Source organism: Streptomyces sp. S186 (assembly GCF_051603415.1).
Lineage (GTDB): Bacteria > Actinomycetota > Actinomycetes > Streptomycetales > Streptomycetaceae > Streptomyces.
In genome coordinates, this window is record NZ_CP193932.1 from 4,439,340 (window position 1) to 4,462,762 (window position 23,423).

General features: G+C 72.0%; 19 protein-coding genes and 7 tRNA genes. 13 read left to right on the plus strand and 13 right to left on the minus strand.

From position 1 onward, the window contains the following. Positions 1-50: 50 nt before the first annotated feature. From ACRAS8_RS19070 to ACRAS8_RS19085, 4 genes are all read right to left on the minus strand, one after another. Positions 51-123, minus strand: a tRNA-Gly gene (locus ACRAS8_RS19070). A gap of 546 nt (positions 124-669) precedes the next feature. Next, positions 670-742, minus strand: a tRNA-Gly gene (locus ACRAS8_RS19075). Between the two features lie 74 nt (positions 743-816). Further along, a tRNA-Gly gene (locus tag ACRAS8_RS19080) sits at positions 817-888 on the minus strand. Positions 889-1,007: 119 nt separating this feature from the next. Next, the gene (locus ACRAS8_RS19085; RefSeq protein WP_066928651.1) at positions 1,008-1,328 is read right to left on the minus strand and encodes a histone-like nucleoid-structuring protein Lsr2; all 321 of its coding nucleotides are present in this window, start codon (positions 1,326-1,328) and stop codon (positions 1,008-1,010) included. 300 nt (positions 1,329-1,628) lie between these two features. Here ACRAS8_RS19085 and purS point away from each other — a divergent pair, with 300 nt between their 5' ends. From purS to purM, 8 genes are all read left to right on the plus strand, one after another. Then, the gene (gene purS, locus ACRAS8_RS19090; protein ID WP_018539413.1) at positions 1,629-1,892 is read left to right on the plus strand and encodes a phosphoribosylformylglycinamidine synthase subunit PurS; all 264 of its coding nucleotides are present in this window, start codon (positions 1,629-1,631) and stop codon (positions 1,890-1,892) included. Next, positions 1,889-2,593 (plus strand): phosphoribosylformylglycinamidine synthase subunit PurQ, encoded by a 705-nt coding sequence (purQ, locus tag ACRAS8_RS19095; RefSeq protein WP_438487249.1) that lies wholly within the window; start codon positions 1,889-1,891, stop codon positions 2,591-2,593. The genes purS and purQ overlap by 4 nt, the downstream gene beginning before the upstream one ends. Continuing rightward, positions 2,590-4,839 (plus strand): phosphoribosylformylglycinamidine synthase subunit PurL, encoded by a 2,250-nt coding sequence (purL, locus tag ACRAS8_RS19100; protein ID WP_438487250.1) that lies wholly within the window; start codon positions 2,590-2,592, stop codon positions 4,837-4,839. The genes purQ and purL overlap by 4 nt, the downstream gene beginning before the upstream one ends. 181 nt (positions 4,840-5,020) lie before the next feature. Beyond that, a complete protein-coding gene (locus ACRAS8_RS19105) occupies positions 5,021-5,560 on the plus strand; it encodes an ArsR/SmtB family transcription factor (protein WP_438487251.1) in 540 nt (179 codons plus the stop codon). A gap of 29 nt (positions 5,561-5,589) precedes the next feature. After that, positions 5,590-5,793 carry a hypothetical protein gene (locus tag ACRAS8_RS19110; protein ID WP_438487252.1) on the plus strand — a complete coding sequence of 68 codons (204 nt, stop codon included), beginning with the start codon at positions 5,590-5,592 and terminating at the stop codon, positions 5,791-5,793. Between the two features lie 109 nt (positions 5,794-5,902). Continuing rightward, complete coding sequence (locus ACRAS8_RS19115) at positions 5,903-6,700, plus strand: sterol carrier family protein (RefSeq protein ID WP_438487253.1); 798 nt, start codon at positions 5,903-5,905, stop codon at positions 6,698-6,700. Between the two features lie 339 nt (positions 6,701-7,039). Next, positions 7,040-8,599: an amidophosphoribosyltransferase gene (gene purF, locus ACRAS8_RS19120; RefSeq protein WP_018539419.1), complete on the plus strand. Its 1,560-nt coding sequence runs from the start codon at positions 7,040-7,042 to the stop codon at positions 8,597-8,599. A gap of 33 nt (positions 8,600-8,632) precedes the next feature. Next, on the plus strand, positions 8,633-9,703 hold the full coding sequence (gene purM / locus ACRAS8_RS19125) for a phosphoribosylformylglycinamidine cyclo-ligase (protein ID WP_438487254.1): 1,071 nt from the start codon (positions 8,633-8,635) through the stop codon (positions 9,701-9,703). Between the two features lie 119 nt (positions 9,704-9,822). Here the strand turns inward: purM and ACRAS8_RS19130 are convergent, their stop codons facing one another. Continuing rightward, entirely contained in the window at positions 9,823-10,068 is a 246-nt protein-coding gene (locus ACRAS8_RS19130; protein WP_039635030.1) for a DUF3073 domain-containing protein, read from the minus strand. A gap of 313 nt (positions 10,069-10,381) precedes the next feature. Further along, positions 10,382-11,500: a Leu/Phe/Val dehydrogenase gene (locus ACRAS8_RS19135; protein WP_438487255.1), complete on the minus strand. Its 1,119-nt coding sequence runs from the start codon at positions 11,498-11,500 to the stop codon at positions 10,382-10,384. Between the two features lie 191 nt (positions 11,501-11,691). Between ACRAS8_RS19135 and ACRAS8_RS19140 the strand changes: the two genes are divergently transcribed. Together ACRAS8_RS19140 and bldC are read left to right on the plus strand one after the other, a co-directional pair. After that, positions 11,692-12,528 (plus strand): hypothetical protein, encoded by an 837-nt coding sequence (locus ACRAS8_RS19140; protein WP_438487256.1) that lies wholly within the window; start codon positions 11,692-11,694, stop codon positions 12,526-12,528. A gap of 500 nt (positions 12,529-13,028) precedes the next feature. After that, positions 13,029-13,235, plus strand: a complete 207-nt coding sequence (gene bldC / locus ACRAS8_RS19145; protein ID WP_003980577.1) for a developmental transcriptional regulator BldC — start codon at positions 13,029-13,031, stop codon at positions 13,233-13,235. Between the two features lie 532 nt (positions 13,236-13,767). Here bldC and ACRAS8_RS19150 read toward each other — a convergent pair. The 3 genes from ACRAS8_RS19150 to hrpA form a co-directional block, all read right to left on the minus strand. Further along, positions 13,768-14,004 (minus strand): DUF6274 family protein, encoded by a 237-nt coding sequence (locus ACRAS8_RS19150; RefSeq protein WP_438487257.1) that lies wholly within the window; start codon positions 14,002-14,004, stop codon positions 13,768-13,770. A gap of 252 nt (positions 14,005-14,256) precedes the next feature. Continuing rightward, positions 14,257-14,331: transfer RNA gene (locus ACRAS8_RS19155), tRNA-Asp, on the minus strand. A gap of 107 nt (positions 14,332-14,438) precedes the next feature. Continuing rightward, a complete protein-coding gene (gene hrpA / locus ACRAS8_RS19160; RefSeq protein WP_438487258.1) occupies positions 14,439-18,512 on the minus strand; it encodes an ATP-dependent RNA helicase HrpA in 4,074 nt (1,357 codons plus the stop codon). 130 nt (positions 18,513-18,642) lie between these two features. Between hrpA and ACRAS8_RS19165 the strand changes: the two genes are divergently transcribed. After that, positions 18,643-19,722 (plus strand): ABC transporter permease, encoded by a 1,080-nt coding sequence (locus tag ACRAS8_RS19165; RefSeq protein ID WP_438487259.1) that lies wholly within the window; start codon positions 18,643-18,645, stop codon positions 19,720-19,722. Between the two features lie 195 nt (positions 19,723-19,917). Here ACRAS8_RS19165 and ACRAS8_RS19170 read toward each other — a convergent pair. From ACRAS8_RS19170 to ACRAS8_RS19185, 4 genes are all read right to left on the minus strand, one after another. Further along, a tRNA-Phe gene (locus ACRAS8_RS19170) sits at positions 19,918-19,991 on the minus strand. Between the two features lie 4 nt (positions 19,992-19,995). Next, positions 19,996-20,070, minus strand: a tRNA-Asp gene (locus ACRAS8_RS19175). A 46-nt stretch (positions 20,071-20,116) separates the two neighbouring features. Next, positions 20,117-20,189, minus strand: a tRNA-Glu gene (locus ACRAS8_RS19180). Between the two features lie 83 nt (positions 20,190-20,272). After that, a complete protein-coding gene (locus tag ACRAS8_RS19185) occupies positions 20,273-21,937 on the minus strand; it encodes a metallophosphoesterase family protein (protein WP_438487260.1) in 1,665 nt (554 codons plus the stop codon). A gap of 142 nt (positions 21,938-22,079) precedes the next feature. Here ACRAS8_RS19185 and ACRAS8_RS19190 point away from each other — a divergent pair, with 142 nt between their 5' ends. Continuing rightward, on the plus strand, positions 22,080-22,430 hold the full coding sequence (locus tag ACRAS8_RS19190; RefSeq protein WP_438487261.1) for a metallopeptidase family protein: 351 nt from the start codon (positions 22,080-22,082) through the stop codon (positions 22,428-22,430). Between the two features lie 151 nt (positions 22,431-22,581). After that, positions 22,582-23,316, plus strand: a complete 735-nt coding sequence (locus ACRAS8_RS19195) for a hypothetical protein (RefSeq protein ID WP_438487262.1) — start codon at positions 22,582-22,584, stop codon at positions 23,314-23,316. The last annotated feature ends 107 nt before the right edge of the window (positions 23,317-23,423 follow it).

Consider the following 23,423-nt stretch of genomic DNA (forward strand, 5'->3'; position numbering starts at 1 on the left):
CCCGGCCCACGAAGAAGGCCCCGGTCGCACTGACCGGGGCCTTTTCTCTGAGCGGACGACGAGGCTCGAACTCGCGACCTCAACCTTGGCAAGGTTGCGCTCTACCAACTGAGCTACGTCCGCATGCTCCGTGCCGGGCTTCCGTTTCCGGTCGCCACCGCGCGGTGCGAGCCCCACTATAGCCAACTTCCCGGCCGCCGTTGCACGCCTTCGCACACCGGCCCCCGCCGCCGCACCCCGCACCCGCGCCCGCCCGGTGCTCCGGCCTGCCCCGCCCGCCGCCGGCCGGACCACCGTCTTCCCCGGCGCAACTCACCTCCGGAGCCGCGGCGTTCGCCGCCGCCCGGCACCCCCGCTCCGCCGGCCGCACCACCGGCCCGCGGCCCGGCCCGCACCCGCCGCCCGGCCCCGCCCCTGTGTCCATCGCCACACCCCGGCGGCCCCGGCCGCCGCCCGCCCGTCCGCGTGCCGCCCCACCGCGGACCCGCCCGTCCGCCACGGCCGCTATTTCCCGCGAAAAGGCGCGCCGCACCACCCCGTACGGCAACCACCCGAGATCCCCGGACCGGCCGGACCGGACCGCCCGCAAGATCCCGGAGCGAACGGCCCGCCATTTCGGCCGGGAAAACGACAAAGGCCCCGATCACGAAGATCGGGGCCTTTTCTCTGAGCGGACGACGAGGCTCGAACTCGCGACCTCAACCTTGGCAAGGTTGCGCTCTACCAACTGAGCTACGTCCGCAGGCATCCACTCGGCTTTCACCCAGTGGCGCGACAGCTACTCTACCTGATCCTTTGGACCGGCTGAACTGTCAGAGCGGGTGACAGGGATTGCACACTGCGCCTCCCCCTTGGAAAGGGGGCGCTCTACTACTGAGCTACACCCGCGTGACTCCTCGGGGTTCGGCCTTTCGGCCTCGCCCCTCGGCGTGCTCCAGACTCTAGCTGATCAGTGGGGGTGCTGTGCAAGTCGGCGGTGTGCGGGCCCGGGGATGCCGGCAAGTCGGTTAGTGGTTGGCCGCGTTGAAGGCTTCGTAGACCTTCTTGGGGATCCGGCCGCGCGGCGGGACGTCCATCTGGTGCGAGCGGGCCCAGGCGCGCACCGCCGCCGGGTCGGGGGTCACCGCGGTCCGGTGGTAAGCCTTGCCGGACTTCGCCCGCTTGCGGCCGGCCTCCACGAACGGAGCGAGGGCGCCGCGCAGTTTCTTCGCATTGGCGGGATTGAGGTCGATCTCGTACGACTTCCCGTCCAAACCGAAGATGACCGTCTCTGCGGCTTCTCCTCCGTCGATGTCATCGGAGAGCGTCACTACTACGCGCTGCGCCACGGATATCGGTCCTTTCGTGGAGCTACCCCTTGTTGACATGGAGTGATGCTCCGGATCCGGCTGATTGGGATCAATGCTTTTTCATTTGTACAGCGATGGGCATTGCATTGTGAAGCCCATTTAATTTCGTCAGCGTGTCCTGCCGCAATCCGGCCCCCCGTTCTTTTCGGAGATTTTCCCTGGCGGGTACTCCCGCCGATACCGGCCCGTGATCGGGGCCGCCGCATATCTATGCGCGTAGATTTTCGAACACGGTACTGTGAGGTCACCGCCTTACGCACCACACCACCGGGAGTGCCAGTGGCACGCGTCGTAGTCGACGTCATGCTCAAGCCGGAGATCCTCGACCCGCAGGGGCAGGCGGTGCAGCGCGCACTGCCACGCCTGGGATTCGAGGGGATCGCCGACGTCCGTCAGGGCAAGCGTTTCGAACTTGAGGTGGAGGGCCCGGTCGACGAGGCCGCCCTCGCCCGTATCCACGAGATGGCCGAGACCTTCCTCGCCAACACCGTCATCGAGGACTTCACCGTCCGGGTCGACGAAGCCGTGCGGGCCGAGTCATGACAGCTCGGGTCGGAGTCGTCACTTTCCCCGGCACGCTCGACGACCGCGACACCCAGCGTGCGGTCCGGGCGGCCGGGGCCGAGGCGGTGCCGCTGTGGCACCGCGACAAGGACCTCCACCAGGTCGACGCCGTGGTCCTGCCCGGCGGCTTCTCGTACGGGGACTACCTGCGGGCCGGGGCGATCTCCCGGTTCTCGCCGGTGATGGAGACCGTGATCGAACAGGCCCGGGCCGGGATGCCGGTCCTGGGCATCTGCAACGGCTTCCAGGTCCTCACTGAGACCCACCTGCTGCCCGGCGCGATGCTGCGCAACAACCACCTGCATTTCGTCTGCCGCGACCAGAAGCTGCGGGTGGAGAACACCGCCACGGCCTGGACCACCGACTACGCGCCGGGCCAGGAGATCAGCATTCCGCTGAAGAACATCGACGGCCGCTATGTCGCCGACGAACGCACGCTGGACATGCTGGAGGCCGAGGGCCGGGTGGCGTTCCGCTACGTCACCGGCGGCCCGGCCGCCGACGGCTACGGAAACCCCAACGGCTCGCTCCGCGACATCGCCGGCATCACCAATGAGGCGGGCAACGTCGTCGGCCTGATGCCGCACCCCGAGCACGCCGTCGAGCCGCTGATCGGCACCGGCCGCACCGACGGGCTCGGATTCTTCACCTCGATCCTGAAGAAGCTGGTCAACGCATGAGCCTCGACACCGTCAAGCACGCCACCGAGACGCCCGACGCCGACCAGCCCTGGGCCGAACTCGGCCTGAAGGAGGACGAGTACGCCCGGATCCGGGAGATCCTCGGCCGGCGGCCCACCGGGGCGGAACTCGCCATGTACTCCGTCATGTGGTCGGAGCACTGCTCGTACAAGTCGAGCAAGGTCCACCTGAAGCAGTTTGGCGAGAAGGCCCCTGAGAACGACGCCCTCCTCGTCGGCATCGGCGAGAACGCCGGTGTCGTGGACGTCGGCCAGGGCTACGCGGTCACCTTCAAGGTGGAGTCGCACAACCACCCCTCGTACATCGAGCCCTACCAGGGCGCGGCCACCGGCGTCGGCGGCATCGTCCGCGACATCCTGGCCATGGGTGCCCGCCCGGTCGCCGTGATGGACCCGCTGCGGTTCGGCGCCGCCGACCACCCCGACACCAAGCGCGTGCTCCCGGGCGTGGTCGCGGGCATCGGCGGCTACGGCAACTGCCTGGGCCTGCCCAACATCGGCGGCGAGGTCGTCTTCGACCCCTGCTACCAGGGCAACCCGCTGGTCAACGCCCTGTGTGTGGGCGTGATGAAGCACGAGGACATCCACCTGGCGAAGGCGTCCGGCGCCGGCAACAAGGTCATCCTCTACGGCGCCCGGACCGGCGGCGACGGCATCGGCGGCGTCTCCGTGCTGGCCTCCGAGACGTTCGACTCCACGGGACCGGCCAAGCGCCCCGCCGTCCAGGTCGGCGACCCGTTCCAGGAGAAGCTGCTCATCGAGTGCACCCTGGAGATCTTCCGGGAGAAGCTGGTCGCCGGCATCCAGGACCTCGGCGGCGCCGGGCTGTCCTGCGCCACCAGCGAGCTGGCCAGCGCCGGCTCCGGCGGTATGCGGGTCGAGCTGGACACCGTTCCGCTGCGCGACTCCTCGCTCTCGCCCGAGGAGATCCTCATGAGCGAGTCGCAGGAACGGATGTGCGCGATCGTCGAGCCGGACAAGGTCGGCCGCTTCCTGGAGATCTGCGAGAAGTGGGACGTCATCGCCACCGTCATCGGTGAGGTGACGGACGGCTCGCGGCTGGAGATCTTCTGGCACGGCGAGCAGATCGTCGACGTCCCGCCGCGCTCGGTCGCCCACGAGGGCCCGACCTACCACCGCCCGTACGCCCGCCCGGAGTGGCAGGACGCCCTCCAGGCCGACGACGCGGCCAGGCTGCCCCGCCCGGCGGACGCCGAGGAACTCCGCGCCCAGGTACTCCGGTTGGTCGGCTCGCCCAACCAGGCGTCCAAGGCGTGGATCACCGACCAGTACGACCGCTTCGTCCAGGGCAACACCGTGCTGGCGCAGCCCGAGGACTCCGGCATGGTCCGGATCGACGAGGAGACCAACCTCGGCGTCGCGGTCGCCACCGACGGCAACGGCCGGTACGCCAAGCTCGACCCGTACGCGGGCGCGCAGCTGGCGCTGGCCGAGGCGTACCGCAACGTGGCCGCCACCGGCGCCCGGCCGCTGGCCGTCTCCGACTGCCTGAACTTCGGCTCGCCCGAGGACCCGGCGGTGATGTGGCAGTTCGCCGAGGCCACCCGCGGTCTCGCCGACGGCTGCCAGGTGCTGGGCACGCCGGTCACCGGCGGCAATGTCTCGCTCTACAACCAGACCGGGGAGGCGGCAATCCACCCGACCCCGGTGGTCGCGGTGCTCGGCGTCATCGACGACGTCACCCGCCGCACCCCGGTCGGCTTCGCGGAGGAGGGGCAGCTGCTCTACCTCCTCGGCGACACCCGGGAGGAGCTGGGCGGTTCGGCCTGGTCGCAGGTGGTCCACGACCACCTGGGCGGACTGCCGCCCAGGGTCGACCTGGAGCGCGAGCGGCTGCTGGCGGAGATCCTGATCTCGGCCTCCCGCGACGGCATGATCGACGCCGCGCACGACCTCTCCGACGGCGGCCTGGTCCAGGCCGTGGTCGAGTCGTGCCTGCACGGCGGCAAGGGCGCCCGCCTGGTCGTCCCGGACGGGCTGGACCCGTTCGTCTTCCTCTTCTCGGAGTCGGCGGGCCGGGCGATCGTCGCGGTGCCGCGCAGCGAGGAGCTCCGCTTCACCGACATGTGCGGTGCGCGGGGGCTGCCGGCCACCCGGATCGGTGTCGTCGACGGCGAAGAGCTCGCGGTCCAGGGGCAGTTCACGCTCCCGCTGGCCGAGCTGCGGGAGGCCCACGAGGCCACCGTCCCGGGGCTGATCGCCTAGGAGTACCAGCGCGCGCTGACGGGGCCGGGCCGCGCGCCCCACTCGCCCCACCGTGCCGGAACGGCCCGCCAGGAGTGCCTGGCGGGCCGTTCCGCCGTTTCCGGCACCGCGCGACCGACGGGCGCCCTCGCGATGACCCTCCCCCCTTGCTCGCAATTACGTAATTACGTAATCTGCTGGGGTGGATCTGGAGCAGCGGGTGGCCGAGCTGGAGCGCCGCCTGGCCGGGCTGGAGGCGGCCCTCGGAGAGGGCGGCGCCCGGCTCGCCGGGCCGACGCCCGCTGCCCCGCCCGTGCGGGACCCCGGCGACGCGCTGTGGGCCCTGAACGGACTGAAGGAGCAGTTCGCCGGCCTGGGCGCGGTCAACGGGGGCGTGATGTTCACCGGCGCCGTACGCACGCCGGCCGGGCTGCGCTACGAATGGCAGTACGGCCTGCCCACCGACACCGTCATGGACGGTGACTGGGCGGCGGCCGCGGAGTCCTTCGCGGCGCTCGGTCAGCCCGTGCGGCTGCGGCTGCTGCGCGAGATCCTCGGCGGTCGCTGCACCGCCGCGGAACTCACCGCGCTCGACGGCATGGGCACGTCCGGCCAGATCTACCACCACCTCCGGCAGTTGACCACTGCCGGCTGGCTCCAGACGGCCGCCCGCGGCCGCTACGAAGTGCCGGTCGAGCGGGTCGTGCCGCTGCTGGTGATGTTGATTGCCGCCGGGCGCTGACGCCCGGCCGACTCCTGGGGAGGAACCACGTGTACGACAACCGCGCTCTCTGGCCCGCTGCCATAGCGCTCACCGCGCTGGGCACCGCGCTCTTCGCCTTCGCGGTGCAGCTCCACCTGGCCTACGAGGACACGTATGTGGAGGGACTGTCCTACTTCGCCGGCACGGCGTGGGGCCTGGCCCTGGTCGTCGGGGCGTACGCCTGGGGAGGCCGCCGCCTCAGCAGCGGCTGACGGCCGCCGGCCCGCGCCCGGCCGTCCGCGGCCGGGACACCCGGGCGGCACCCCTGACCCTCCCCGGAATGCCGGGCCGGCTGTCAGTGGTGCCGCCTAGGCTTGCCGTATGTCACCTGCCACGCGCGCACCGCGCGCCCGCCGGTACGACCCGGCCAAGACCCGCGCCGCCGTGACGGTCCAGTACGCCCATGTCCGCCGGGCCGTGCGGGAGTTGACGCCGGAGCAGCTCGCGCTGCCCACCCGGCTCGGCGACTGGACGGTGCGGGAGCTGGCCGCGCATCTGTCCATGGCCGTCGGCAGTGTGACCCGCGCGCTGCGGCAGCCGGCCCCGGCCGCGGCGGAGGTCACCCTGCTGGACTGGCCGTCGGCGACCGCGCGGTACGCCGCCGGGACAGACGAGTTCGTCCACCGGCTGGCGGCCGGGCAGGACCCGGCGGAGCTGCTGGAGCGCACCGCCGGGGAGTACGAGGAGGCGGTGGCGCCCGAGCCGGACGACCGGGTCGTCCCGTGCCGCCCCGGCGCGATGCTGCTCGCCGACTATCTGGTCACCCGCTGCGTCGAACTCGTCGTGCACACCGACGATCTGGCCGCCGCCCTCGGCCGGGAGATCCCCTTCGACCGGCACGCCCTGGCCACCGCCACCCGGCTGCTGGCCGACGCGCTGGCCGCCAAGGCGCCCGGCGGCTCGGTCGAGGTCCGGGTGCCGCCGTTCGCCGTGGTGCAGTGCGTCGAGGGCCCCCGGCACACCCGCGGCACCCCGCCCAACGTCGTCGAGACCGACCCGCTGACGTGGATACGGCTGGCCACCGGCCGCACGGACTGGGCCGAGGCGGTGGCCGCGGCCACTGCCGTCGCCAGTGGCGAGCGGGCCGACCTCGGCGCCCTGCTGCCCGTCATGAGCTGAGCGGGCGCGGAGCGGCCACCCGTCGGGCCGGTGTGGTCGCAGTCAGTGCCCGCCGGCGCCCCGCGAACGGCACGACGTCGCGCATCTCACACACGGCGACAGGGCGGGCCGGCCGCCCCGCCGAGGCCGACGCGGCGGCGCCGCACGAGGAGCGCCGCGCGGCGTCGCACCCGGTGGCGCGCCAGGCGCCCCAAGGGCTGTGGGGCCCGCATGGCCGAAAAACGTCGCCGGAAGGACGTGGCCACGTCAAGCGAGCGGGACATCCCGTTCATGCACTCCTCCAGCTTCCCGGCCGTCCCCGGTTCGGATGAATGCGCGACCTGGCCTAGACTCTGGGACGTGCCACGTGGTGACGGACGACTCAACCACGACCTGCTCCCCGGTGAGAAGGGCCCCCAGGACGCCTGCGGCGTCTTCGGTGTCTGGGCCCCGGGAGAAGAGGTCGCCAAACTCACCTACTTCGGGCTGTACGCGCTGCAGCACCGTGGACAGGAGTCCGCGGGCATCGCGGTGAGCAACGGCTCCCAGATCCTCGTCTTCAAGGACATGGGCCTGGTCTCCCAGGTCTTCGACGAGACCTCCCTCAGTTCCCTCCAGGGCCACATCGCCGTGGGCCATGCCCGCTACTCCACCACCGGTGCCTCGGTGTGGGAGAACGCCCAGCCGACGTTCCGTGCCACCGCGCACGGTTCGATCGCGCTCGGCCACAACGGCAATCTGGTCAACACCGCCGAGCTGGCCGAGATGGTCGCCGCGCTGCCCCGCGAGGGCGGCCGGGCCACCCAGGTCGCGGCCACCAACGACACCGACCTCGTCACGGCCCTGCTGGCCGGCCAGGTCGACGAGGACGGCAAGCCGCTGACCGTCGAGGAGGCCGCACCGCGCGTCCTCCCGAAGGTCCGGGGCGCCTTCTCGCTGTGCTTCATGGACGAGCACACCCTCTACGCCGCCCGCGATCCGCAGGGCATCCGCCCGCTGGTCCTCGGCCGGCTGGAGCGCGGCTGGGTGGTCGCCTCCGAGTCCGCCGCCCTGGACATCGTCGGCGCCAGCTTCATCCGGGAGATCGAGCCCGGCGAGCTGATCGCCGTCGACGAGAACGGCCTGCGCAGCTCGCGCTTCGCCGAGGCCCGCCCCAAGGGCTGCGTCTTCGAGTACGTCTACCTCGCCCGCCCGGACACCGACATCGCCGGCCGCAACGTCTACCTCTCCCGGGTGGAGATGGGCCGCAAGCTGGCCGCCGAGGCGCCCGCCGACGCGGACCTGGTGATAGCGACCCCGGAATCCGGCACCCCGGCGGCCGTCGGCTACGCCGAGGCCAGCGGCATCCCCTACGGCTCCGGCCTGGTCAAGAACTCCTACGTCGGCCGGACCTTCATCCAGCCCTCGCAGACCATCCGCCAGCTCGGCATCCGCCTCAAGCTCAACCCGCTCAAGGAAGTCATCCGCGGCAAGCGCCTGGTGGTCGTCGACGACTCGATCGTCCGCGGCAACACCCAGCGCGCCCTGGTCCGGATGCTGCGCGAGGCCGGCGCCGCCGAGGTCCACATCCGGATCTCCTCCCCGCCGATCAAGTGGCCGTGCTTCTTCGGCATCGACTTCGCCACCCGCGCGGAGCTGATCGCCAACGGGCTGAGCGTCGAGGAGATCGGCAAGTCGCTGGGCGCCGACTCGCTGGCGTACATCTCCATCGACGGCATGATCGAGGCGACCACGATCGCCAAGCCGAACCTCTGCCGCGCCTGCTTCGACGGCGAGTACCCGATGGAGCTGCCGGACCCGGAGCTGCTCGGCAAGCACCTCCTGGAGTCCGAGACCAAGGCCCCGGCCGCCTCGGACGTGGACGGCGTCCGGACGCTCACCGCGGGGATCGGCGGCGCCGACGCGCTGCGTCGCCCGTAGAGCTCGTACCCACCCAAACGAAAGTTCTCAGCCATGTCCGCTGAATCAACCGGTGCCAGCTACGCGAGCGCGGGTGTCGACATCGAGGCCGGCGACCGTGCCGTGGATCTCATGAAGAAGTGGGTGGCCAAGGCCACCCGTCCCGAGGTCGTCGGCGGGCTCGGCGGCTTCGCCGGTCTCTTCGACGCCTCCGCGCTCAAGCGCTACGAGCGTCCCCTGCTGGCCTCGGCCACCGACGGCGTCGGCACCAAGGTCGACATCGCCCGCAGGATGGGCGTCTACGACACCATCGGCCACGACCTGGTCGCCATGGTCGTCGACGACCTGGTCGTCTGCGGCGCCGAGCCGCTGTTCATGACCGACTACATCTGCGTCGGCAAGGTCCACCCGGAGCGGGTCGCCGCGATCGTCAAGGGCATCGCCGAGGGCTGTGTGCTGGCCGGCTGCGCGCTGGTCGGCGGGGAGACCGCCGAGCACCCGGGCCTGCTGGGCGCGGACGAGTTCGACGTCGCCGGCGCCGGCACCGGCGTGGTCGAGGCCGACCGGGTCCTGGGCGCGGATCGTATCCGTACGGGCGACGCGGTGATCGCGATGGCGTCCTCCGGACTTCACTCGAACGGGTACTCCCTCGTCCGTCACGTCCTCTTCGACCGGGCCGGCCTCTCCCTGGACCAGGAGGTCCCGGAGCTCGGCCGCACCCTCGGCGAGGAGCTGCTGGAGCCCACCAAGATCTACTCGCTGGACTGCCTGGCCCTCACCCGCACCTGCGACGTGCACGCCTTCTCGCACATCACCGGCGGCGGCCTGGCCAACAACCTGGCCCGGGTGATCCCGGACGGCCTGCACGCCACCGTCGACCGCGCCACCTGGGCGCCGGGCGCGATCTTCGACCTGGTCGGCAGCGCCGGCTCGGTGGAGCTCCTGGAGCTGGAGAAGACCCTGAACATGGGTGTCGGCATGATCGCCGTCGTCCCGCAGGAGTCGGTGGATGTCGCCCTGACCTCCCTCGCCGACCGCGGCGTGGACGCCTGGGTCAGCGGGGAGATCGTCGAGCGGGGCGCTCACGCCGAGGCAGTGACCCTCACCGGTGCCTACGCGAGCTGACACCGCCGCCGCGCGGGATCACCGGCCCGGTGGTCCCGCGCGCAGCAGAGAACCCGGCCCGGGGAATTCCCTGGACCGGGTCCGTGATGGTGTTGTGAGCCCCGCGAGCGCGCAGAGTGTCAGGCGCGACGACGCTGGTGCGAGGAGTGGCCCTCGTCCTCGTCGTCCTCGCTGTTGTAGCGTTCTGCGTACTGCGCGTACGGGTCGTCGTCCTCGTCATCCTCGAACGGCTCTCGGTTCGGAGGTTGCTGGTTCGACTGCGATGCAAGCTCGTCGGCCAGTCGCGAGAGATCCGTCCCACCGCTGCTGTACTTCAGCTGGCGGGCGACCTTTGTCTGCTTGGCCTTGGCCCGGCCGCGCCCCATGGGTCGACCCCCTCAGTGACGGGGCTCGTCGGCCCCAGAGTCTTGACACGCGTTCATGATTCGGAGCGGGCTCTCAAAAGAGAGACCGGCCCCTAGGGCTTTAACGGTACCTGCTTCCGCGGCCATACGGTACGTCGCCCGCATCACCCACCGCTCGGCATGACCGGCACGGCGCCCCGTCCACGCTGGTCAACTGCGATTTTAACCTGTCCTGTACGGCGACCCGCCGACGGGTGGTGAGGGATGTCTCGCCAACCACCCGCCAGGGGCCGCGCAAGGGTGTGTTTCCGGCCACACCCGCCGGGCGTGCTGCTCAGGCGCGGCGCGCCTCCGCCATGCGCGCCTCCGCGATCCGGTCGGCCGCGGCGGCCGGCGGGATGCCGTCGGCCTTCGCACGAGCGAATATCGACAGCGTGGTGTCGAAGATCTTCGCCGCCTTGGCCTTGCACCGGTCGAAGTCGAAGCCGTGCAGCTCGTCGGCGACCTGGATCACGCCGCCGGCGTTCACGACGTAGTCGGGGGCGTAGAGGATGCCGCGGTCCGACAGGTCCTTCTCCACCCCGGGGTGCGCGAGCTGGTTGTTGGCCGCGCCGCACACCACCTTCGCGGTCAGCGCCGGCACCGAGGCGTCGTTCAGCGCGCCGCCCAGCGCGCACGGCGCGTAGACGTCCAGACCCTCGGTGCGGATCAGCGCGTCGGTGTCGGCGACGGCGGTCACCTGGGGGTGCCGGGCGAGGATCCGCTCCACCGACTCGGCGCGGACGTCGGTGATCACGACCTCGGCGCCGTCCTTGAGCAGGTGCTCGACCAGGTGGTGGCCCACCTTGCCGACGCCTGCGATGCCGACCCGGCGGCCGCGCAGCGTGGGGTCGCCCCACAGGTGCTGGGCGGAGGCCCGCATGCCCTGGAAGACGCCGTAGGCGGTCAGGACGGAGGAGTCGCCGGCGCCGCCGTTCTCGGGCGAGCGGCCGGTGGTCCAGCGGTTCGTCCGGGCGATCACGTCCATGTCGGCGACGTAGGTGCCGACATCGCAGGCGGTGACGTAGCGGCCGCCGAGGGAGGCCACGAACCGGCCGTAGGCGAGCAGCAGTTCCTCGGTCTTGATCAGCTCGGGGTCGCCGATGATCACCGCCTTGCCGCCGCCGTGGTCCAGCCCGGCCAGGGCGTTCTTGTACGACATGCCGCGCGAGAGGTTCAGGGCGTCCAGCACGGCCTCGTCCTCGGAGGCGTAGGGGTGGAAGCGCGTACCGCCCAGGGCCGGGCCCAGGGCGGTGCTGTGGAGGGCGATCACGGCCTTGAGGCCGCTGGCCCGGTCCTGGCAGAGCACGACTTGCTCGTGGCCGCCCTGCTCCGTGCGGAACAGGGTCTGCAGCACGCCGCCGGAAGCGTCTGCAGGGGCAGGACGTACGTCGGTCACGGTGGTGACTCCCATAGTCGCGGAGGACGCCCTCCTGTGGGTGGGGAGGGCCGGTTGGGACGAGCGTAAGACCTGGAGGGCGGGTTGATCGGTCAGGTCGGGAGGATCACCCCCTCCCGGGGGACGGGCGTGGCACGATCTGCCGTAACCGGACCGGGCGGGGGCAGGCAACTCCGGGCGGTGGACTTTCCTTTGGAGGAGCGGGCGTGGCCTTGGCGTCGTCGGTGCGGGTCCCGTACGTGGCGTATCTGCGGGTGTACGAGCCACTGGCGGCGTTCCCCGAGCCGGAGCGCTCCTACTGGGCACGCTACGCCACCCGCGAGGACACCCCCACGGCCGTGGACGAGCAGCGCCGGGCGCTGGCCGACCTGCTGCCGACCCCGCCGGTGCCGGTGCCGGTCCACGAGAGCGGTGACGCCTTCGTCGCCGTCGTGGACGACGTGACCTGTGTCTGCCCGTGGCGGACCCGGCTGCGCGGCTGGCAGGCGCTGCAGGACCTGGAGGAGCTGCTGCCGGCGCCGGTGCTGGACGCCGCGCTGCCCCCGGTGGTGCGCCGCCAGGCGGCCACCGACTACGAGCGCTGGCGCGCGCGCAACCCCGACGCCCGGCCCTGGATCCGCGCGGCCACCTGGCACGTCCCGGTGCGCTGGTTCGTCCTCTTCGACGACGCCGAGCGGGAGTACGCGAAGGGTGACCCGGCGGCTCTGTTGCGTTACCGCACGCCGATGGCGCAGGCGCGTCGCAGGGTCGCGCGCGGACTGCGTACGCTTCGGGATGCCCTGGAAGAGGGGCCGCTGATCGACGGCCTGGTAGATGTGGGGCGCTGGCTCGAGGAGTTCCACCCGCGTTCGCTCGTGGAGCTGGACTACGGAGGGCTGGTGCACGCGGTGCCCGAGGGGCAGCTCGCCGGGGACCGTTCCGTCGCGGAGGTGGCGGAAGGGCTGGCGGCGCTGCGCGAGGGGGACGGCGAGCGGGCCGGTGCCGCGTACGAGAAGCTCTCCCGGCGGTGGCGCGGAGTGCGCGAGCGCCAGTTCTCCAGCTGAACGCCGGGGGCCGGGGGCGGAGTTGCCGGCGAGGACGTCCGCTGTCGGGACGTACGGGACGTAGGTCCCGATCCGGGCTATTGCCCCAAGCGTGACCTAAAGCACTGACTTCGGGTCTTGCTCCCAAGGTGCACCCTCGTGCCAAAATAGGACAAGGAGCCTGACTTGGGCTCCTTCCGTCCAACTAAGGGCGGATAGATCGGTATTGCGCTCCTTGAGGGGTCTCGTGGCGGCTGGGCACGTTGTGACTGATCGTCACGGGGGTGTGACTGTCCGCTATGGCACGGTCCATCGGCATCCGCCAAGGTTGAACACCTGAGAGGGCAATTCCATCGGTTTGGCCGACGTGGCTGGACAGATGGTGTAGTTGTAGTGCCGAGGACAAGCCGTTCGTCCTATAACCGACTCGGCCCGCGTCTGCCATTTCGGGCAACGTGGGTCAAGGTGCAGAATTTAGAGGAAAGAACCGTGATGGTTCGGTTCTCCCGAGGAGGCCGCTCATGACCGCTCGCACCCCTGACGCCGAGCCGCTGCTTACCCCCGCCGAGGTCGCCACGATGTTCCGCGTGGACCCGAAGACGGTGACCCGCTGGGCCAAGGCAGGCAAGCTCACGTCCATCCGCACGCTCGGAGGGCACCGGCGTTACCGCGAGGCTGAGGTCCGCGCACTGCTCGCGGGTATTCCGCAGCAGCGCAGCGAGTCCTGAATAACCGCATAACCAGGCTGTTTTCGGGCCCCCCAACCCGGAAACGCCCGTTTTTGCGCCACAGCTCCACCTGCTTCACCACGCTCCAACAGAGCTCATACGACGCGGTGCCTGCCCCAACAGGCCCCACATCCGCTCCACCGGGTACGTCGTCGATCGCGCTGGACTCCGCCGGGTCCGGCGCGATCTCTTTTTTGTGTGCGGCCGCTCCCGGGCCGCTCGCGGCGCTCGGGCCGCCCCGGCGCCTGCTGCCCCCGGGAGGCGCGCCAGGGCCCCTTCAGGGGCTTTGAGGGGGCCCGTCAGACCAGACCTGGCGGTTTTGTTCGGGGAGCTGGGAGGGTGGTGCAATTGCACATATTAAATTGACGGGGTGCGGGGGAGCGGTGAGTTCCCCATCCCGTGAAACATGTTCGGTGACTCCCGTCACAGCGCGGACTTCTTGAACGGCGCACGGTGCTGGGGTATAGCACCTTCCCGTCGTCCTGCTCTCAACAGCCTCCCACCGCGCGGGCGGTGGCGCAGGCGTCGTTGGTCACCGGCCGGCGGGACTTTCGTCCTCCGTCGGCGGCTCGGAGGCGGCCTGGGAGGGGGCCGGGGCGGCCGGGGGTGCGGCGGGCCCGGAACGGGCGCCGGGCGGCTCCATGGCGAGCCGCAGCAGTTGGTGGCAGACGGGGCACTGCCGGGTGCGGTGGCGGTAGCCGTAGCGCAGGGCCGCCGACAGGTGGGCGCGCAGCAGCGCCCTCGTCTCGTGCCGTACCGCGGTCGTCATCGCACGCCACCTCCCGGCCCCACGTCCTCTGGTGAGTTGAGTACCGGCGGCAGGTGCCGCCGTCAAGACGGCCGCCCGCTTCCGCCCCCGCCTTCGGGTCACCCGGAGCCCGGCCCGGGTGCCGGGCCCGCCGGCACCCGTACGCGTGCCCCGTCCGTCCCGGACAGCGCGACGGCCCGCACCGGACGAGGGCCGGGTGCGGGCCGGAGAACAGAACGGCCCGCACCGGAGAACGGTGCGGGCCGTGAGAGGCGGTCCTGACGGGATTTGAACCCGCGGCCTCCACCTTGACAGGGTGGCGAGCACTCCAAACTGCTCCACAGGACCTTGCGATGTGCTTTCCGCTTGCGGCGGGCTGCGAAGCAAGACTGTACAGCAGGTCAGGGGGTGCGGTCGAACCCGGTCCCGGTCACCGCTCCCGCGCTCGGGCCGTCCTACGGCGCCGCGGCGTCCACCGCCTTCATGATCCGTTTGTCGGAGACCGGATACGCCGTTCCCAGGGCGTGCGCGAAGTAGCTCACCCGGAGCTCCTCGATCATCCAGCGGACCTCCCGGGCCGCGGCCGGCACCGGCTGCCCCTGGGGGAACTGCTCCAGCAGCCAGGCGTATTCGTCCTGCATCTCCTTGATCTTCGCCATCCGGCTGCGGTCCCGTTCGGCGTTGGTGGGCAGCTGTGTCAGGCGGCGGTCTGCGGCCACGAGATAGCGCATCAGGTCCGGCAGCCGCCGGGTGCCGTGCGCGGTGACGAAGCCGGGCCTGATCAGCTCCGCCAGCTGCTCCTTGACGTCCGCCAGCGACGGCAGCAGCGAGGGGAAGGCCGTCGCCTTCAGCCGGCGCTCGCACGCCTGCCAGGCGGCCAGCACCTCCTGCACCTGCTGGATGGTCTTCAGCGTCGCGTCGACCAGGTCGGCCCGCACCGCGTCGAACAGCTTGCGGAAGGACTCCTCGTCCCACACCGGGCCGCCCCGGGCCGCGATCAGCCGGTCCGCGGCGGCCGTCACGCAGTCCTCGAAGAGCGCCGCGATGGAGCCGTGCGGATTGCGGGAGAGCGCCAGCTTCTGCTGGTTGCTCAGCTTGTCCTGGGCGAACTTGGCGGGGTTGGCGGGGACGTTGAGCAGGATCAGCCGGCGGGTGCCGGCCCACATGGCGGCCTGCTGCTCGGCCTCGGTGTCGAACAGCCGCACCGCGACGGTGCTGCCCTCGTCGACCAGCGCCGGGTACGCCTTCACCGGCTGGCCGCCGCGCCGGGTCTCGAAGGTGCGCGGCAGCGTGCCGACCGTCCAGGACGTCAGGCCGGTGCGCTGCTCCGGGCCGGCCGGCGCGGTCTCGTCCCCGCCGCCCCCGCCGCTCCTGCGGTCCTTGCCGGGCCGCTGCTCGGCCTGTTCGAAGGCCCGGGAGAGGGCGGCCCGGGTCTTCGGCTTGAGCTGGAGCCGGAGCGCCTCCAGGTCCTTGGCCTCGGCGAGCTTGCGGCGACGCTCGTCGACCACCCGGAAGGTGATCTTCAGGTGGTCGGGGACCTTGGCGAGGTCGAAGTCCGCGGCCTCCACCGGCACGCCCACCATCCGCTGCAGGCCGGCGGCCAGCGAGGCCGCCAGCGCGCCCTGGAGGGGCACGGTGGTGTCCAGGAAGCGGGCGGCGAAGTTCGGCGCCGGGACGTAGTTGCGGCGGATCGGCTTGGGCAGCGAGCGGATCAGCTCGGTCACCAACTGCTCGCGCAGGCCCGGGATCTGCCAGTCGAAGCCCTCGGACGAGACCTGGTTGAGGACCTGCAGCGGGATGTGGACGGTCACGCCGTCCGCGTCCGCGCCCGGCTCGAACTGGTAGGTGACCTTGAACTTCAGCTTCCCCTGCCGCCAGGAGTCCGGGTAGTCGTCCTTGGTGACGGCCTCGGCGGACTCGTTGATCAGCATCGAGTGCTCGAAGGTGAGCAGGTCCGGCTCGTCCCGGCGCTTCTGCTTCCACCAGGAGTCGAAGTGCGCCCCGGAGACCACGTGCGCCGGGATCCGCTGGTCGTAGAAGTCGAAGAGCGTCTCGTCGTCGACGAGGATGTCGCGGCGCCGGGCGCGGTGCTCCAACTCCTCGACCTCGCCGAGGAGTTTGCGGTTGTCATGGAAGAACTGGTGGTGGGTGCGCCAGTCGCCCTCCACCAGGGCGTTGCGGATGAACAGGTCGCGGGAGACCTCGGGGTCGATCCGGCCGTAGTTGACCTTGCGCTGGGCGACGATCGGGACGCCGTAGAGCGTCACCCGCTCGTGCGCCATCACCGCGGCCATCTTCTGTTCCCAGTGCGGTTCGCTGTAGGTCCGCTTCACCAGGTGCTGGGCCAGCGGCTCGATCCACTCGGGCTCTATCCGGGCGTTCACCCGCGCCCACAGCCGGGAGGTCTCGACCAGCTCCGCCGACATCACCCAGCGCGGCGGCTTCTTGAAGAGCGCGGAGCCGGGGAAGACCGCGAACTTCGCGCTGCGGGCGCCGAGGTACTCGTTCTTGGCCTCGGTGTCCTTGAGTCCAATGTGCGAAAGCAAACCGGAGAGCAATGACGTGTGGATGTGCTCGGGCGCGGCGTCGGTGTCGTTCAGGTGGACGCCCATGCCCTTGGCGACCGTGCGCAGCTGGGAGTAGATGTCCTGCCACTCGCGTATCCGCAGATAGTTCAGGAACTCCGTACGGCACATCCGGCGGAACGCGGACGAGGACAGCGCCTTCTGCTGTTCGCGCACGTACTGCCAGAGGTTGAGGAACGCCAGGAAGTCCGACGTCTCGTCCTTGAAGCGGGCGTGCTGCTGGTCGGCCTGCTGCTGCTTGTCCGACGGGCGCTCCCGCGGGTCCTGGATGGACAGCGCCGCGGCGATCACCATGACCTCGCGGACGCAGCCGTTGCGGTCCGCCTCCAGCACCATCCGGGCCAGCCGCGGGTCGACCGGCAGCTGGGAGAGCTTGCGGCCCAGCGGGGTCAGCCGCTTGCGGACGTCCTTCTGCGTGGTGTCCAGCGCGCCCAGCTCGCGCAGCAGGTCGACGCCGTCCTTGATGTTGCGGCGGTCCGGCGGGTCGATGAACGGGAACTTCTCGATGTCGCCGAGGCCGGCCGCGGTCATCTGCAGGATGACGGAGGCGAGGTTGGTGCGCAGGATCTCCGCGTCGGTGAACTCCGGGCGGGAGAGGAAGTCCTCCTCCGAATACAGCCGGATGCAGATGCCGTCGCTGGTCCGGCCGCAGCGGCCCTTGCGCTGGTTGGCGCTGGCCTGCGACACCGGCTCGATGGGCAGCCGCTGCACCTTCGTGCGGAAGCTGTAGCGGGAGATCCGGGCCATGCCCGGGTCGATGACGTACTTGATGCCGGGGACGGTCAGCGAGGTCTCGGCGACGTTGGTGGCCAGCACGATCCGCCGGCCCGTATGGCGTTGGAAGACCCGGTGCTGCTCGGCGTGCGACAGCCGGGCGTACAGCGGCAGGACCTCGGTGGCGGGGAGGTTCTTCTTGTTGAGCGCGTCCGCGGTGTCGCGGATCTCCCGTTCACCGGAGAGGAAGACGAGGATGTCGCCGGGGCCCTCGGCCCGCAGCTCGTCCACCGCGTCGCAGATCGCGGTGATCTGGTCGCGGTCGCTGTCCTGGCCGCCCTCCTCCAGGAGGGGGCGGTAGCGCACCTCCACCGGATACGTCCGGCCGGAGACCTCGACGATCGGCGCGCTCGGCCGCCCGCCGTCGCCGTCCTGGCCCCCGTCCCCGCTCTCCGGCCGCCCGTCGACGGCGGCGAAGTCCCCGAAGTGCCGGGCGAACCGCTCCGGGTCGATCGTCGCGGAGGTGATGACCACCTTGAGGTCCGGGCGCCTGGGCAGCAGCTGGGCGAGATAGCCCAGGATGAAGTCGATGTTGAGGCTGCGCTCGTGTGCCTCGTCGATGATGAGCGTGTCGTACTGGCGCAGCTCGCGGTCCGTCTGGATCTCGGCGAGCAGGATGCCGTCCGTCATCAGCTTGACGAGGGTGTCGTCGCCGACCTGGTCGGTGAAGCGGACCTTCCAGCCGACCGCCTCGCCCAGCGGGCTCTTCAGCTCCTCGGCCACCCGCTCGGCGACCGTGCGGGCCGCGATCCGCCGCGGCTGGGTGTGCCCGATCAGCCCGCGGACGCCGCGCCCCAGCTCCAGGCAGATCTTGGGGATCTGGGTGGTCTTGCCGGAGCCGGTCTCGCCCGCGACGATCACCACCTGGTGGTCGCGGATGGCCGCCAGGATGTCGTCCTTCTTCTGGCTGACCGGGAGCTCCTCCGGATACCTCACCTCCGGCACCGCGGCGCGCCGCTGCGCCACGCGCAGCTCCGCCGCGTCGAGATCGCCGGCGATCTCGGCGAGCACCGCCGCCCGGGCCTCGGGCTTGCGGATCCGGCGCGCGCCGTCGAGGCGGCGCCCCAGCCGCTGCTGGTCGCGCAGCATCAGCTCGGGAAGTCGCTTCAGCAGGGAGGGCAGCGTGGGGGCGGCGCCGTCGGACGGGGCGGAGGCAGGCTGACTGGACATACGCTCCCCAGGATCTCACCTCGCGGAAAAGACTGGCGAACCATTTCCCGGCGGTCCCCGCGCCGGCCCGGCGGCCGGGACCGCAGGCCCCGGGCGGTATGTCCGACATCAGTGCCTTAGCGTGTTTGTCATGCATGATCATGAAGGCGACACCGTCCCGCACGGCGCACACGGCCGGCCCCGGACCTGGCCCGAACACTGGGCGGCCTTCAAGAGATCGCCGTTCCTCCCGGCGGTCGTCCTGATGTTCATCCTCGCCGCCGCGGCCGGCCTCTTCGCCGGCTCCTACACCTACGCCATGGCCAACCCGGCCCCCCGGCACATCCCCACCGCCGTGGTCACCACCCCCGCCGCCCCGCAGCACAAGGCGTTCGTCGCCGGCATGGAGAAGGCCCTCGACGCCTCCCTCCGGCTCACCGGGTACGCCACCTACGACGCCGCCCGGAACGCCGTCGACGAGCAGCGCGAGTACGCGGTGCTGCGCGCCCGCGGCTCCGGCGTGGAACTGGACGTCGCCGGCGCCTCGGGCGCGTCCGTCGCCCAGCTGCTCTCCGAGGCCGCCGCCAAGGTCGGCCCGGCCACCGGCGTGCACGTCACCGTCCGCGACATCAAGCCGCTGCAGAAGGGCGACCCGCGCGGCCTGGCGCTGTTCTACATCTCCCTGGCGGCCGTGATCATCGGCTTCGTCGGCGCCATCCAGCTCAGCGTGCACGCCCGCGGCCTCAACCCGCCCGAGCGGATCGCGTTCATCCTCGCCTACGCCCTGCTCGGCGGCTTCGCCATCGCCGCGGTGGCCGACTGGTGGCTGGGCGCGCTCCGGCTGCCGTTCGTCGAGTCCTGGATGATCCTCGCGCTGACGATGTTCACGTCCGGCATGGTCTTCACCATGTTCAACACCCTGATGGGCCGCTGGGCGATGATCCCCACCTGGGGCCTGATGGTCCTCCTGGGCAACCCCTCGTCCGGCGGCGCGGTGTCCTGGCCGCTGCTCCCGTCCGTCCTCGGCGCCATCGGCCGCTGGCTGCCGCCCGGCGCCTCGGTCAACGCCCAGCACACCGCGGTCTACTTCGGCGGCCACCAGCACGCCTTCCCGTTCCTGGTGCTGGCCGGCTGGTCGGCGGTCTCCTGCACGGTGTTCTGGGTCTGGCGGCACCGCCATCCGGGCGGCCGCGAGCCGTCCCCCGCGCCCGCGCACGCCGCCGGCGCCTGACCCGGCGGGCCCCGCGCGGGCCCGCCCCCCGGCGAAGGGACCCGGCAGCGGTACTCGTTCGGAGAGCGGTACTCGATCGGAGGACGTCCGGGACGACTCGGAGGGCATCCGGACAACGAACCCGGGGGCCCCGGGAACCCGGACAACGAAGAAGGTCCCGGTTCGCAGTGAACCGGGACCTTCTCCCAATGGGTGTGGCTGGGGCCGGGGTCGAACCGGCGACCTTCCGCTTTTCAGGCGGACGCTCGTACCAACTGAGCTACCCAGCCGCAGCGGTCCTGACGGGATTTGAACCCGCGGCCTCCACCTTGACAGGGTGGCGAGCACTCCAAACTGCTCCACAGGACCTTGCATTGCGCGAGTGGCGTGAACCAGTCTCGCACACGGTGGTGCGTGCCCCCAACGGGATTCGAACCCGTGCTACCGCCTTGAAAGGGCGGCGTCCTGGGCCACTAGACGATGAGGGCTGATGGCCCGCCTTGGTGCCGTTACCGGCCCCGTCGGGGACGTGAGAAGCATATGGGATGGGAGGACCGTTCGCCAAAACGGTTTACCCGGACCGGCCGGACGGCTTCGCCGACGGGCTCGGGGAGGGGGTCGCGCCCGGTGTCCCGGGCTGGTTCTCGCGCGCCAGATGGCGGCTGACCTCGGCACGGGTCAGCCCCAGACCGCCCAGCGTGATCTCGTCCCACGCCTGGAGCCGCTTGGTGGTGCGGTCCAGGTAGAGCACCGACGCCTCGACGGGCGCCGGCTTCTTGTCCTGGACCGCGCGCAGCCCGCCGCCGCCCGTGGTGCCCTCGACCATCAGCCGGGTGCCCCGGGACAGGGTGCTGGTCACGCGCTGATGGAGGTGGCCCGCCAGGGCCAGCGGCACCAGGCCGTCCGTCTGTGCCGCCGCGACCGGGTTGTGGGCCAGCGCGATGTCCACCGGGGTGCCCGCCAGCCGCTGGGTGCGCAGCGCGTCGGCGAGCCGGCCGCCGGCGGTGCGCTCGGCCGTGTCGCCGGCCGGTGCCACCGAGCGGTCCGGGGTGAACTGCGGGTCGCCGACGCCCGCGATCCGCAGCCCCGCCACCTGGGTGACCCGGCCGTCGTCGAGGACCGTGACGTGCCGGCGGCCGGCCAGATAGCGCTGGGTGGTGCGCGAGTCGTGGTTGCCGCGGACCCAGACGTACGGGGCGCCGAGGGCGGCGACCGGGTCCAGGAAGTGGTTCTCGGCGGCCGAGCCGTGGTCCATGGTGTCGCCGGTGTCGATGATCACGTCGATCCGGTACTGCTTCACCAGGGAGGCGATGAGGTGCCAGCCGGCCGGGTTGAGGTGGATGTCGGAGACGTGCAGGACGCGGAGGGTGGTGTGGTCGGGACGGTAGGCGGGCAGCGTCGAGGCGGTGTCGTAGAGCTTGCTGACGTTGGTGACCAGGCGCGCCAACTCCTTTTGGTAGACGTCGAATTCGCTGACGATGCTGCGCGCCGTGCCGACCACGGACGGGGCCGAGGAGAGCAGCCCGGAGAACCGCGGCTCCAGGACGGACCTGGGGTTCCACGTGGCGTACGCGGCGGCCCCGGAGGCGCTGAGCAGGGCCAGGGCGAGGCCGCCGGCGGCCAGCGCGCGGCGCGGCCGGCGGTAGACGACCAGGCCCAGCGCGGTGGCGCCGCCGGCCACCGCGGCACAGGAGGTCACCACCAGGCCGGCGGCGCCGCGCAGCACGTCGTGGGTGACCTGCCGCTGGAGCCCGGCGAACCGCTCCGGGTGGTCGACCAGCGCGGCGGAGCGGACCGGGTCCAGCCGGTCGACGGCGACGTCGAGGCGGACCGGCGCGGCGTGGCTGTCCAGTTCCAGGTCGCCCAGGGGCGGGACGGTGATCCGGGTGCCGCCGGTCAGCGAGGGGCGCAGCGTCATGCTGGTGTCCATCGGGCCGACCGGCGCCCGGACGCCGCCGAGCAGCAGCAGCCCCAGCCAGGCACCGAGCAGGCTGACCGCCACCAGCCCGAGGGCCCGGGCATACGGGCGCGCGGCCGGCGCGAGCCGGCTGCCCGGGGCCGTACGGCCGGACGGGCGGGACCGGCGGCGGAGGGCGGTGAACAGCTTCCCCGGTGCGCCGGACCGCTCGCGGGCGGCGGCGCGGCGGTGGCCGGGGCGGCGGGGGCCCGGCAGGCGGAGACGGTGGCGGCCTGGCGGGTCGGGTCGTGGTGTCCGGGAGCGCGCGGCGCGGGCCATTGGTCCCGTATGCCCGCCGTGCCCGTCCGTCATGCGGGACGGGACGGCTCCGCTTCGGCGGCGGACGGGGCCCGCGGAAGGCCGCCGGGAGACGCCCCGCCGGCGCGGGCCCGGCCGGGGCCCGGTGGCGGACAATGGCCACGTGCTGGAAATGACGCGCGAGGAGTTCGAGGAACTGGTCGCCGAGGCGCTGGACCGGATCCCGCCGGAGCTGACCCGGCTCATGGACAACGTGGCGGTCTTCGTCGAGGACGAGCCCCCGGCCGACGACCCCGGCCTGCTCGGGCTCTACGAGGGGACCCCGCTCACCGAACGCGGCGAGTGGTACGCGGGCGTCCTGCCCGACCGGATCACCGTCTACCGCGGTCCGACACTGCGCATGTGCGCCACCAAGGAGGACGTGGTCACGGAAACCGAGGTGACGGTCGTTCACGAGATCGCGCATCACTTCGGCATCGACGACGCGCGGTTGCACGCGCTCGGCTACGGCTGAGGGGCGGCGGGCCGGGGCGCGCGGAAGTCTGGCGGGCGGATGCGGCGCGGGTGTCCGGCGCCGCGTGTCCTCAAGCGGGGGGCGGGAGTTGGGCAGGGCGTCCGACGCCGTCCCTGCGCCCCGGATCCCGGAGGTCCCGCCCGTGTGCCCGATGCCCCCTCGCCCGTCGTCCGCCGCCGACCCGTCCACCGCCAGGGTGCCCGCGCGGCGGCCGGGCGCGCGCTCGATGGCACGGGTCGCGGCCGCGGCGGTGACCGTCTCCGCGTGCGCCGTCGCGCTGGCCGGCTGCATGAGCGTCAGCGATCCCGGGCGCCCCGCGCCGTCGGGCAGCGCCGCCCGGCCCGGCGACGGGAAGGCGGGGGCTCCCGGCCGCGGCGGGCCGACCGCCGACGGGCGGGGCGACGGGCACCGGCGGACGGGCCACGGCCCCGGCCGTCCGGCGGGCGGCGACGCCGTGAAGGACCGCGAGGGGGACGCCGGGGCGTCGCCGAGCGCGGTGCCGTCCGTCTCGCCGGCGGTGCCGGCCGCGCCCGACCGGCCGGCCCGGCCGTCCGGCCCGGAGCCGGGCCCCGGGCACGGCGCGACCTCCGGCCCGGGCGGCTCCTCGGGATCCGCGCGGCCCTCGCCGTCCCGGTCCGGCCCGCCGCCGTCGTCCAGCGCGCCGGCGCCCGGCTCGCCGAGCGCGCCGCCCAGCCGGCCGCCGGGCGGTTCCGCGTCGCCGGGCGGCGGCGCCCAGGCGTCCGGGCCGTCGCCGCTCGCCCCGAAGTACTCCCCGAAGTCGTCGGCCGCCGCGTCCGCGTCGGCCCCCGCGCACGGGTCCGAGCCGGGCGGCGGCATGGCCTCGCTGTCCTCGCCGGTGTCGCCCCAGGTGGAGTGGGACGCCTGAGAAACGGGCCCGGACGAGGCCATTTGCGTTGTGGGTGCCTGGGTGCGTATGGTGGTAGATCGTTTGATCCCATTTGCCCGGCGCCTTGAAAACAGCGCGCCGTGTGG

What these genes read in the sequence shown, in the direction of transcription:
- purQ (WP_438487249.1), top strand. Translation starts at nt 1,889, where the DNA reads ATGACAGCTCGGGTCGGAGTCGTCACTTTCCCCGGCACGCTCGACGAC.
- purL (WP_438487250.1), top strand. Translation starts at nt 2,590, where the DNA reads ATGAGCCTCGACACCGTCAAGCACGCCACCGAGACGCCCGACGCCGAC.
- ACRAS8_RS19115 (WP_438487253.1), top strand. Translation starts at nt 5,903, where the DNA reads ATGTCACCTGCCACGCGCGCACCGCGCGCCCGCCGGTACGACCCGGCC.
- purM (WP_438487254.1), top strand. Translation starts at nt 8,633, where the DNA reads ATGTCCGCTGAATCAACCGGTGCCAGCTACGCGAGCGCGGGTGTCGAC.
- ACRAS8_RS19130 (WP_039635030.1), bottom strand. Translation starts at nt 10,068, where the DNA reads ATGGGGCGCGGCCGGGCCAAGGCCAAGCAGACAAAGGTCGCCCGCCAG.
- ACRAS8_RS19135 (WP_438487255.1), bottom strand. Translation starts at nt 11,500, where the DNA reads ATGGGAGTCACCACCGTGACCGACGTACGTCCTGCCCCTGCAGACGCT.
- bldC (WP_003980577.1), top strand. Translation starts at nt 13,029, where the DNA reads ATGACCGCTCGCACCCCTGACGCCGAGCCGCTGCTTACCCCCGCCGAG.
- ACRAS8_RS19150 (WP_438487257.1), bottom strand. Translation starts at nt 14,004, where the DNA reads ATGACGACCGCGGTACGGCACGAGACGAGGGCGCTGCTGCGCGCCCAC.
- hrpA (WP_438487258.1), bottom strand. Translation starts at nt 18,512, where the DNA reads ATGTCCAGTCAGCCTGCCTCCGCCCCGTCCGACGGCGCCGCCCCCACG.
- ACRAS8_RS19165 (WP_438487259.1), top strand. Translation starts at nt 18,643, where the DNA reads ATGCATGATCATGAAGGCGACACCGTCCCGCACGGCGCACACGGCCGG.
- ACRAS8_RS19185 (WP_438487260.1), bottom strand. Translation starts at nt 21,937, where the DNA reads ATGGCCCGCGCCGCGCGCTCCCGGACACCACGACCCGACCCGCCAGGC.
- ACRAS8_RS19195 (WP_438487262.1), top strand. Translation starts at nt 22,582, where the DNA reads ATGCCCCCTCGCCCGTCGTCCGCCGCCGACCCGTCCACCGCCAGGGTG.